The sequence below is a fragment of the Thermogemmata fonticola genome, from assembly GCF_013694095.1.
Taxonomy (GTDB): domain Bacteria; phylum Planctomycetota; class Planctomycetia; order Gemmatales; family Gemmataceae; genus Thermogemmata; species Thermogemmata fonticola.
In genome coordinates this window covers 66,449-78,194 of sequence record NZ_JACEFB010000012.1, presented here as the reverse complement: position 1 = coordinate 78,194, position 11,746 = coordinate 66,449, and the positions used below count along the sequence as shown (strand labels likewise).

General features: G+C 60.6%; 6 protein-coding genes. 4 read left to right on the top strand and 2 right to left on the bottom strand.

Going from position 1 to position 11,746, the window contains the following annotated elements; genetic code table 11:
• Positions 1 to 25: 25 nt before the first annotated feature.
• The gene (locus H0921_RS14010) at positions 26 to 4,195 is read left to right on the top strand and encodes a hypothetical protein (protein WP_194539138.1); all 4,170 of its coding nucleotides are present in this window, start codon (positions 26 to 28) and stop codon (positions 4,193 to 4,195) included.
• A gap of 220 nt (positions 4,196 to 4,415) precedes the next feature.
• Here H0921_RS14010 and H0921_RS14005 read toward each other — a convergent pair whose 3' ends face one another.
• Both H0921_RS14005 and trpS read right to left on the bottom strand, forming a co-directional pair.
• Entirely contained in the window at positions 4,416 to 7,181 is a 2,766-nt protein-coding gene (locus H0921_RS14005; protein ID WP_194539137.1) for a serine/threonine-protein kinase, read from the bottom strand.
• 315 nt (positions 7,182 to 7,496) lie between these two features.
• Positions 7,497 to 8,540: a tryptophan--tRNA ligase gene (gene trpS / locus H0921_RS14000; RefSeq protein WP_390622567.1), complete on the bottom strand. Its 1,044-nt coding sequence runs from the start codon at positions 8,538 to 8,540 to the stop codon at positions 7,497 to 7,499.
• Positions 8,541 to 8,841: 301 nt separating this feature from the next.
• On the opposite strand from trpS, the gene H0921_RS13995 reads away from it, so the two are divergent.
• The 3 genes from H0921_RS13995 (at position 8,842) to H0921_RS13985 (ending at position 11,618) form a co-directional block, all read left to right on the top strand.
• Positions 8,842 to 9,627 (top strand): hypothetical protein, encoded by a 786-nt coding sequence (locus H0921_RS13995; RefSeq protein ID WP_194539135.1) that lies wholly within the window; start codon positions 8,842 to 8,844, stop codon positions 9,625 to 9,627.
• A 30-nt stretch (positions 9,628 to 9,657) separates the two neighbouring features.
• Positions 9,658 to 10,878 (top strand): TerC family protein, encoded by a 1,221-nt coding sequence (locus H0921_RS13990; RefSeq protein WP_228499740.1) that lies wholly within the window; start codon positions 9,658 to 9,660, stop codon positions 10,876 to 10,878.
• 440 nt (positions 10,879 to 11,318) lie between these two features.
• The gene (locus H0921_RS13985) at positions 11,319 to 11,618 is read left to right on the top strand and encodes a co-chaperone GroES (protein ID WP_194539134.1); all 300 of its coding nucleotides are present in this window, start codon (positions 11,319 to 11,321) and stop codon (positions 11,616 to 11,618) included.
• The last annotated feature ends 128 nt before the right edge of the window (positions 11,619 to 11,746 follow it).

The following is an 11,746-nucleotide window of genomic DNA, read 5'->3' as shown; positions in this document are numbered from 1 at the left end:
TCGACATTGGCTACTTGGATGTTTTATGCTAGTAACAACGGCCCAACAGTTGTGGTGCCGGCAACCTCAAGGAATCGAAACGCCGATGGAAGGCTTCCTCATAACCGCTACGAGCCGCCCTGACTCCGCCAAGTTGTTAGGGTATCTCAATTTTTCAGATGGGCGGTGTGACCCCAAATTCCAGCGGGCCTTCGCTGAGTGGGGAGCGGTTCTATCTGCAGAATACCCAGCCGAACCGCTCCCAGAGCGCCTCGCCATTGACTTGCTGGAGGAACTGGATCGGTTACATGCCTCCCAAGCGCCGGCCTTTCGCGACATCCGCCAGGCCCAAGGAGTCATCCAAGCGGCTCTGCGCGAATTCCCCCGCTTGTATCGTCAGCACCATGCCGACCTGCTCGCCCATCAATCGGACAGTGATCTGTTTACCCCGTTGTTTTTGGCCCGAGTCTGCGAGGCTGTGTTGCAACAAGGGGGACCGTGGGAAGAAACCCGTCGGCTCGTCCGGGGCGCCTTGCGGCAACTCAACGACTACGTCGGCTACCGCCCCGTTGCCATTCTGCACAAACGCAAGGATCGTGACTACTACCCTCATGAGAAGGTCCGTCCTGTGCCGCTGTACATTCAGGGTGTCGGAGTGGGACCAAGCAAGTATGCCCCTCTCGTGGCGCGCGCCCTAGAACTTCTCCAGCAAACCGATCCGGTGATCCTCGATGAGGCAGCCTTCCAATGGGACATGCTGGAAGAACTTGCCTTCGACCCGCGAGCACATGACCATTTCCATCCCATCAATAAGCGCCCCAATGTTCTGTTCGGGGAGTGGGACCCGCATCATCTCGACGCGCGGGGGTATTACCGCCGCTTCGTGCTCCGCCAACTCACGCTGGACACCTTGATGTCCTGGGTTGAGCAAAAGCCGTTAGGGCGGGGCATGCCCCAGCCGCAAAGTCCGGGTGATCCCGAGGAGCGGCTGTTAGAAGCCGCCGCCGTACTGGCCGGGACGATTCTCATGGGAGCGGGGATTTGTGGGGCCAGCCCGCAGTATCACGACTCCAGCGTCAGCCTCGCCCGGCTGGTACCCCGTGTGGCCCGATATCGGGACGCCTTTTACGAGCAACTATTACGGAAAGTACCAGGATCTCAAGGGGACCGACTCCGCGAGGAGGCCCAACAGCGTCGGCAACCCTTCGCCAGTGTACGCCAGTACTTGAATCAGGCCCTGGCCACTCAACGGGCAGCCCACCTCCAGGATCGGCGACTGGCCCAATGGTACGCAGCTATGGGGTACCCTCAAGCAGCACGACGCCAGGCCGCCGGCATTCAGGCCCCTGCCGTCCGCTTCAACACAGAAATCCGCATCCGGCAAACGGAAGCTGCTTTTGCCGCAGAACGCGGCCAAGTGGAACATGCCGTCCAGTGCCTAGCGGAAGTCGAAGAACTGTTGCACCGCGGTATCGAATGCGGAGCATTGATCGACCCCTGGAACATCCTGGGATTCCAGGGATTGTTCCCTATTTTCCCCGGCCGGGAAGACACCGTCCGCGATCCTCGTGCCGAGGAACTCATCGAGTTGATGGGCCGGCAATTCGATCTTTATGCTCTGGCTTTAGCTGCCGCCGCTTGCCGCGAGGGCCACCCTCCCTCCCCGCCGCCTGCTGCCTCCAGCAAGCGCAAGCCCCGCTCAGGCGGTAGTAAGCCAATGCTGTCCTTGATGACCCCGGAGGGCCTTTCGCGGCCACGGGAAGAAGCGTCATCAGATGCTAGCCGAGAAAACCCCCAAGACGTGCCCTCTGCTCATCCTCGCTTCAGTGAACAGATCCGCCGGCGAATGCAACGAACTGCCGAGTGGTGGGACCAGTTTGCTACCCACACGGTCAGCGATCTGCCGCAGGTGATGGGCCGGGAACGTGTGGCCGCCGCGGAACGAGTCGCTCGCGCTTTGGCCGATTGGGCCCAGCGGCAGGGAGCCGCCGATGACATTACCTTCTGGCGGCAACATCGTACAAGTCTAACCACTCCGGCAGCTTTCGCCCAGGTGGTGCAGGCGCTCATCCGCCGCCAGGCTTACCGAGCCGCAATGGCCCTCTTGATGACCTGGCTGGCGGAGGGAGGACGGATCCCCTTGCAAGACACCTCTGCGTCCCTGGATGAACTGGCCCACCGCTGGCTCCACTCCGTCACCACGGATAGCTCCCTCTCTGAAGAGGCGCGTGCCGCGTTGATCCGCCGCTTCCTGGAGTTGCTCGAAGCCAACGCGGATGAGGAATGGCTGCATCCCGAACGCTGGATTCAGCACTGGCAACCTCAGGTCGAGGAGCCGAGCGAGCGCCCGCGGCAGCAGTCCGAGTTCGAGACGGCGTATCTAGGTATGACCTACCGGGATTCGGCCGATGACGGCCAGGAAGGATCGGTCGCTGACGCTGACAGCCCCTCCGCACCAGACCAGGAATTCCCGCTGGAAGAGGATGCCGAAAAATTGGAACAAGGCTTGCGCTTCGTCCACACCCTGGCTCGCTTGCTACGCCAAGCGGTCAGCACCCCCGGCTGGCTCCATTATGACCCGCAAGCCCAACAGACTTTGCGCCTCTGGCATACCACCCTGATCCGCTTGCGTTCCGGCTTGCGTTATCTGCTGGAACAGGTCAGTGCCCTGCCGGTTCCTGACCCCGCCAGCGGACCGGAAGGAATGATCCATTTCGACCGGCGGCGCGCCTTGAAGGGGCATATCCTAGAATTGGCTGTCTCCGCCTGCGTCGAAAGTGAGCAGACCGCACGGACGTTGTCCGCTCTACTTCTGCCTGGCCCCGAATTGCCCCCACCCCCCGAAGACCTTCGCCTGCCGGATGCGCCCGCCTGGGAATCGGCGTTCATCCGCATACTCCAGGCCCTGGTGCAGCAGCAGCGCGACAGCGTGCGGCAATTGCTCCCCGCCTTCATTCACAGCTTCCGACACGAACCGCTCCTGTACTGCCCCCTGGCAGACGGTGGCAAATACTCTGACGTGCTGCGGACCCACACCGCCTTGCACGTGCTGGACGAATTGCTGACGCTGTTCCCGCGCTTGGGCTTGATCCGTGAAACATTCCAATTGACCAAACTGGCCCGACAGATGGAATGGAATCAACCGCCCGAAGGACGCCGGATCAGCAGTTTCGATCATCTCTTCCACACCGCGCTGTGCGGCGTGGTGGAAACTCTGCTTGATGCCGCCGGCCCTCTGCCAGCAGAACCGCTCCATCCCGCTTCCGACCTGCTCTTCCACATCGTGGAGACCTTCCAGGGGCTGTGGCTGCAACATAGCCAATCTCTGCGCCTGTCCATTCTGGAAACCCTTCATGATGAAGAAGACTGGGAGTCAATCCGTCGCTTCATCCGCAAATACGGCTCGGACCTCTTCACCGTGCAGTTTCTGGTTCTCTCGAACATGCGCGGGATCATCGCACGCGGAACAGCCGCTTGGCTCGACAGCGAAGCGGAACGAACCGAAGAAAAACGCCCCCGTCTAGTGGAAGACTGGGCGGCCCGACGGATCGATCGTCCCCGCCACGCTCGTCTCCTGGAATGGATTCTCCAGGCCCTGATCGAACATTACGAAGAGTATCGCGACTACAACGCTACAACAACGCAATCGGACTACGGGGAGAACCTGCACATCTTCCTGGATTTTCTCCGCCTCAAGAGCAACTATGAGCGATATGCCTGGCGCTTACGTCCTCTGGCTATGGCCCACGAAGTGCTCTGCCGCCGGGGACAGGATGCCTTAGCCCAGCGCTGGCGCGAACACGTGGCCCAACACACTGCCGCCCAAGCGGAAGAACTGCTCCAACGCCTCCACCAGTTGGAACAGCGGCACGGTATCCGCTTGCGGACCGTCCGGGATCGCCTCGAAGAGCGTTTTCTGTTCCCCTTTGAAGTCGATCAGGCCTTAGCCCGTGTCGCTCCTGCCGCTATCGCTGCCGCCGAAGGACACACGGAATCCCACCCCGCTTTTGAACGCTTGGCTGAGGCGATCGCTCCCCTGGCGGCCCGAATCAGCGGCGTTGGATTGGATGTTCCCGCCTGGGTCCGCCGCCTGGAAGATGCCCTGCGGGATGCCCGCCAACTCGTCCAGCGCCCCCCTCTGATCCGTTCGATTCCCGCACTCGAAGACCTGCGCCAGCAACTGGCCGACTGGGACCGCCCCATCAGCGAATCGTGACAGCCCTTTTGCCCCCAGCACTTCAGATGTGCGGGTCAAGTCCTCGGCCCGTGGATTGGACGTTTCTCCACACTGCTCCTGGTGCTCGACCACCGCGGATGTATCCTGCTCTCACATGAGCTTGGACGGCTTGAGAGGGAAACTTGACTCTTTCACTTGAGCTTGGACGGCTTGAGAGGGAAACTTCGCTCACGGGCCACCACACGCGGGGTTGTGCTCATCAGAAACGGGCACAACGCAAGCCCAGCAAGGTCAGGGTTGTGCCTAGGATCAAAGCGGTATGTTCCGGGCGGAGCGGCTCCGGTGCCCGAATGCCATAGTGAGCACCCCAGGCCGTGACCGCAGCCCCCAACAACACAAACAGCCCCATGACATGCCCGCGATAGAAGAGGGACACGAGCAGCAAAAGGGCAGCGACCCCGATATTCCAGCCATCGACCCAACTCGTCAGCTCCGCAGGAATGCCACTTACGCGTAATGGTTCCTTCGGATGCTTCAGATACTGCCACAGCGCCTCACCAACCCCGATGATGGTGGAAGTCTCAGAAACATGAACAGAACGATAGGCCCCGGCATTCTGGTAGACCCAGAGACTCCAGGCGGCGAGGAGGAAGGCCGCCAGCAGGCAGCGCGTCCCGGTTCCCAGGAGCAGGGCCACCAGGCGATCTGACCAAGAGGGTCGCGAGATATTAGCCGGAGTCGAGGAAGTCAGGGACGGATAGCTCAGGAATAAACTCGAACCCATCAGGCTTTGACTAGAAACTGGCAAGGTCAGGGACAGCGATGACGAGAGCCAGGGGCGTTCTCCAGCGCGCAGGTGTTCCGCCCGCTGCATCAGCGCCTCGGCAGTTTGCTGAGCCTTGACGGCGGCCACCTCAGCTTTTTCGCCATCCGCCACCAGGCGAGCTTTCTCCCAACGGATCAACCAGCTTCGCTCTCGAAGCATCTGGCGTTGCGCTTCCCAGCGGTCCAGCCAAGCGATCAACGGTTCCCGCCAGGCCGCATAGCGTTCGCGATAACTGGAGTAGGACACGGCGCCGAGCCGAGCGCGGACCTCCAGCTTGGCTTCATAGCCAAAGAGAGCCTCGAAGAACTCCTCCCATTTTCGTCCAGCATAACGAGCCACGAAGAGGCGCAATTGTTCCTCGGCGATCCCTTGATTGCGCAGCCGGCGGAGGAGTCGCTCGCAGGCTTCCAGCGGCCGGCACCGCTCTCGGAAGACGGGACGGTCGAGCAGATAGTAGATCAACCCGGCCACACCTTGGCCAATTAAGGCAAAACCCCACCAAACCCAGAAAATGCCCAGAACCGCCAGTAGCACACAGAAAAGCAGCAGGCCGATCACCACCAGGAACCAATCACTCCAGGCAATGGCCAGGACACTGCGGCGCACGCGGCTGAACAGCGGCCCGCGCGTATGCCAACCGTGAATGACAAAGTAACTCAGGGCCGTATGGAGGAGCAGGCTGCACCATCCGACCGCCCAGGCCGGTTCCGCAAAAAACAGCAGGAGCAACTCCGTGACAGCCCACGCGGAGCAGGCTGCCACCAGAACTCGTTTCCGGCGGCGAGCAGCCGGCGAGCGGCGAAACTGCTTCGCCCAGGCCTCGACCTGATCGATATGTTCCGGTCGCGGCAGGAACTGTCCCGGAGGGGGCAGACCCAGCCAGCCTTCCAACGCCTGAATCACCTCCTCCATCGTCTGGTAACGTTCGGCCGGGTCTTTGGCCATCATGCGTAACAGGATGGCGGACAATTCGCGCGGCAAGCGCGGGACCCATTGCTCCGGCGGCGGCGGCGGCTCATAGGCATGCTTGCTCATCAGTTCGCCGGCACTGCTCCCCTCGAACGGGGGCCGGCCCGTCAAAAGCACATACAAGGTGCAACCGAGCGAATAGATATCCGAGCGGTGATCGACACTGGCGGCATCCCGGCATTGTTCCGGAGACATGTAGGCGGGGGTCCCCAAGGCGATCTGCGCCCCCGTCATCTCCGGGGTAGTGGCCCACTCCGCATAATCCGGCTGGCGCGGATGGGGAGTTCGCGGCGTAAGCTCCCCGTGGGGGGTCTTCACCAGCCCTAGGTCCGCCACTTTGATCAATCCATTCTCGTCGAGCAGCAGATTGTCCGGCTTGACATCCCGATGGATCAAACCTCGGCTGTGAGCGTGATGTAATCCGCGAGCGGCTTGCAAAATGTAGCTGACCGCTGTTTGGGGGTCCAACCGGCCTTGACGCCGTACCAGATCACTGAGGCTGCGACCACGCACGTACTCCATGCTGAAAAACGGCACCCCATCGGCTTCTCCTATGTCGTAAATCTGCACAATGTTGGGATGCGACAACTGGGCCGCCGCATACGCCTCACGCGTGAAACGGGCAAGAAACACCGGATCGTGCAACCACCGTGTACTCATCACCTTCAAAGCCACATGCCGGTCCAGTGACAGTTGCCGAGCCAAATAGACGGTTCCCATCCCGCCACTCCCGATGACCCCTTCGATCACATAACCCGGTATTTGGACAGGTGGAACCGACGCTTGGCCCCCTTTGCACGTAAAGGAGGGTGAAGCGGGGGACGGCTTTGGAGAATCTTCCGGTGCCAACACCCCACCGGTCTGATTGGACAGCTTCGCAGAGGCAGGAAAGTCATTCCCCGGTGCGGGTGCAGATGCCGCTACTCCACGAGGAGTGACATGTTGTGCTTCGGAGGGAGGCACACCATCGGCCGCCTTAGGGGGAAATGTTCCCGGAACCCCTTCCCAATCCGCCTCGCGAGACTGTTGCAAGGTACGCCCACACACCGGACACCGTAATCGAATCACGGAGGCGGGCAGCACTTGGGTTGGCTGTTCCCAAAACGCCTTGTCTTCTCCGCCCGCCGGCGAGGCCGTCAAAGGAGAGGAACTATCCACTACGACCGTCGATCCGGGTGGCTCCAATGACGAACGGCAATAGGGACAGAGATTCACCCCAACGGTATTCATAACCGCTTGTGCCACTCTACGGGGAGGGGACCGCAGGCTTGGAGGGAGCTTCAGGGGTCGCTGCCTGAATCGCCTACACTCCACCATAGAATGCCGACCATCGCCGTGCCGCCCTTCTCTTCGGGGGAGGGAAGTGTCTCTCGCCCTTTTTTTGATCCGGGGCGAAAATCCTACCCGCAGGTGAAAACCAACTCGGCCTTTCCGGCGAATGTTCGGCTTCCAGAAGAGTCCCTCCGCGTCCTTCGGGAGGAATCGTCCTGGGTAGCGTCCGAAGGGGAGCAGGCGAGTGAGGTCGGAACGGGCTAAGCGCGGATTTCAGGTCGCGGGTGAGCGGAGCAGGCCGAGCCGTTCCCGAACGAGCTGGAGTGTGGTCCGTGCGACGGCCCGCGCGCGGCGCGCACCCTCGGCCAGCACTTCTTCGATGTAACCGGGGTCGCGTTCCAGAGCCTTGCGGCGGGCACGAGCAGGAGCAAAATACGCATCGATCTTGGCCAGCAGAGCCTTCTTGGCATTCCCGTAACCGAATCCACCGGCACGGTAGCGTGCTGCCATCTCCTCCACTTCCTGCGGCGTCGCAAACAGCTTGTACAAGGCGAACACATGGCACCGCTCTGGATCCAAAGGCGCCTCCAAGGGCGTTTGATCCGTCACGATGCTCATGACCGCACGTTCCAGAGCCTTTCCCTCGGCAAAGATCTCGATGGTATTGCCGTAGCTCTTACTCATCTTCTGGCCGTCGGTCCCTGGCACCACTGGGGTGTCGTTGAACACGGCCTGCGGCAAAGGGAATACCTCCCCGTAGGCGTGATTGAAGGCTCCGGCAATGTCCCGCGTCATCTCCAGATGCTGTTCCTGATCTTTCCCCACCGGAACCAAATGCGACCGATAGAGCAGTATATCCGCTGCCATCAGGACGGGATAAGTGAACAACCCCACATTCGGCGTGATCCCCTTGGCCAGTTTGTCCTTGTACGAATGGGCCCGTTCCAATAGCCCCATACCGGTGACGGTCGAGAGAATCCAAGCCAACTCGGTCACCTCCGGCACATCGGACTGGCGGAAAAATATCACCTTTTTGGGGTCCAAACCCAAGGCGAGATAATCCAGGGCGACATCGCGGATATTCTCAGCGAGAATCTGCCGTGCCGGACGGGGAAGGTAAGCCTTGTTCTTCGCCGCGATGGCCTTTTCCCGTTCCTCCGCTTCCCGCAAACTGGTCAGAGCATGATAGTCCGCGATGAAGTAAAAGCAATCCCCCTGGTCCTGCCGCTGAATGTGTTGGCGGATGGCCCCGAAATAATTCCCCAAATGCAATTTGCCAGAGGGTTGCACGCCGCTGAGAATCCGGGGGCGATCCACTCCTCGATCCACCCCATCCAGGCGGGAGGGACTTGTGGTCCCTTCTGTAGGGACGCCTTCGGCATGGGTTCCGGCATTCACGGTTGAGCCTCCTCTCACACCAGACTGATCATTGTATCCTTCAAGCCGCCGGGAGTCGTCAAGACAGATGCTGCTTGCTTGGGGCCGCCCGCTTGGTACCCGCCGAGACCAGCCGCCCAACCTTTTGGTCTTTCCCGCAATGCTCTCGAATCGATAGACTAGGGCCACGTCAGTTTCCGGAAAGCTGTTCTGTTTGCGCCAGCAACAGGAGAAGCCACGGATGGACGCTCCCGAACCCATCCCCGCTGAGGAACTGAATCGTCTGTCAGCCGACCCCGCGGTGCTGGAGGCATTGCTTCTGGCCCTGCGCGCCGCCCTAAGTCAGGAAGGGGAGCAGCGACTGTTCCGTTCCGGGAAGCTCCCCGGTTTGTTCGCCCAACGTGTCGGACCCGCAGCCACGGCGGCAGCTCTGGCCTTGCGTCATGGCTTGCTCCAGATCACCCGGCGGGAAACTCGCGGGAAAATCCTCACCGAATGGGTCCGGGCCACACCTGCTGCCGTCCAATTCGTCCATCAGCACGACTCTCCCCAGGCTATCTTGCGGGAATGGAAGCAAACGGTGGACCTGACCCGCGCTGGCCTCCCTGCCTGGATGGTCCAATTTCGCCAAGAGCTAGCTGCACTCGCCGAACGGTTTGAAGCCCAGGCGAATGCCCTCCGAGAACGCCTTCAGCACCTGAGCCAAAGGCTGGAGGCCGCTCTGCGCCGCTGCGAACTGGACCGGACCCTTTTGGGCGAACCAGTCCGGCAATTGATCCCCTGGGCCGCCGATGCCCTGGATTACCTGGATCAGCGGGCAGCAGCGACTCCCGCTCCCTGCCTGCTGCCAGAACTGTTCGCCGCTTTGGCGACCCGGCATCCCGCCCTCGGCATTCCTGCCTTCCATCAAGGGCTGATCCAGCTCGATGAACTCCGCCTGCTCCGCTTGCTGCCCCATGAGCCAGTGGAAGCTCCTGAATTTGCCCTGGTCCATCGCGGGCAACTCCTCTATGCCGCTCAACGGTGACCTCCGAGCTTGCCAGAGGGAGACATCACCATGCCTGCCCACTCTTTGCGAGGAACATTGCTACTGCTGGCTGCGCTGATCGGCTGGGGTTCTGCGGTCATGGCAGCCTCAGGAACACACACACCGGTGGCGGAATCCTCAGCCTCGGAGTCCCCCGGCTTTCGCATCCGAGCCAGCCGGAAGGCCGCCCCTACCCCTCAAGAGGCAACCCTACTGCTGCCCGCCATTCGACTCCAAAGCGACATCGGCATCTTGGAACTGCGAAGCGATCAGATCCTCCGCCTGACGTTTGCTCGCGAGGACACCGATTCCCCCGCGCTGGACGTGGTCCAACTGCGGGACAAGTCGATTCTGCGCGGTCAGATTTTAGTGCGCGAGTTTCCCGTGCTTACGGCAACCGGCCAGGAATCCTGGCCGCGGACCGAGTTGGCAGAAATTCGCTTCCTCGACATTGGACCCAGCAGTTGGACCGCTCTCTTGATCGGTTTGGTCACTTTGACACTCATGGAAATCGTCCTGGGCATCGATAACATCATTTTCCTCACGATCGTAGTGGGCAAATTGCCACCGGCGCAACAATCTTTGGCCCGCCGCTTCGGCTTAGCCGCTGCTCTGGGAATGCGACTGCTGCTGCTGCTCTTTCTCTCATTCCTCATAGGCTTGACCGCTCCTCTGTTCACCTTGCCCCCCCTTCCCTTCCTCCATGACTGGGAAGCCCGCGTGATCTCCTGGCGGGACCTGATCCTCCTCGGCGGAGGATTGTTCCTCATCGGCAAAAGCGTCCGGGAAATGCATGAGAAGCTGGAACAGGCTCGTCCTGAAAGTCGATCAGCTACCCCGACCCGGCGACCCACGCACTTCCTCTCCGCCGTCATCACCATTGCTCTGATCGATATTGTGTTTTCTCTGGATTCTGTCATCACCGCCATTGGCATGGTGGAAGAGGTTTGGATCATGGTCACCGCGATGGTGCTGGCTATGCTCGTCATGTTGGTTTTTGCCCGCCCCATCGGCACCTTTGTGGATCGCCATCCGACCATCAAAGTGCTGGCCTTGAGTTTTCTCATCCTCATCGGTGTGTTGTTGGCGGCAGAAGGGTTGGGCCAACATCTGGACAAAGGCTACATCTACTTCGCTATGGCCTTTGCTGTGGCTGTGGAGATGATCAATCTGAAGCTCCGCAAAGGAGCCGCGCCTCTGCTCCCCGATAGCCACACATCCGGACCGCTCGCCGCTGAACCCCACCCCTGATCCCCCACACTCCTGAAGACAACTCCTCCGAAGCAACCGGACGGGGTAGGCTCCAAATGGGGCTGAATGTGAACTCCGCACCCAGCCAAACTCACAGCAATGGGACTCCGACGGAGCCAAATGGAGACGGAACCACGCAGACTTCGACCCATCCAACCAGGCTCAGAGTGGGAAAGTCAAAATTCCCACGCGGCGCAAAGGCGGTCCTGCCAAAGCGACAGGTCCAGGACGCCAACCGCGCCACTCTGGCAGAATAGTTCCAGGATAGCGTCCCAGGGATGATCCATAATTCTTTGCCAAATAAACTGTTACGCTTATTTCCATGACGGCACGCGACTTGCAGGGAACACGTATCGCCTGGATTATGGCGAAATCGCCTGGATTGTGGCGAATCTGGCGTCCAGCCAGAATGTGGAGGAGCGATCACGAGGACAGATATTATGGCCTTGCGACCTCTCGGTGACCGGATTGTGGTACGTCGGGAAGCCCCCGAAGAGACGACGGCGGGAGGGATTGTTCTCCCGGATACTGCCAAGAACAAGCCCCAACGGGGTGTCGTTCTGGCGGTGGGGCCTGGCAAGTTGAAGAAGGACGGAACGCGTGCCCCGATGCAACTGAAAGCTGGGGACCGGGTTCTGTTCACCTCTTGGGCCGGCGACGAGTTCAAAGATCGAGCCAAGAACGAAGAAATCCTCATCATGCATGAATCAGATGTGCTCTGCGTGATCGAGGAGAAGTAAGCCGGAGTGGAGAATAACGCCGGGGGAGAAGAGGATGCCTTCCACGGGACGGGATCCTATCATGGTGAAACTCTCCAGCCGGAGCCTGCCTTCCCGGCATGAAGGGTACAAAAAACGATCAGGCTTTG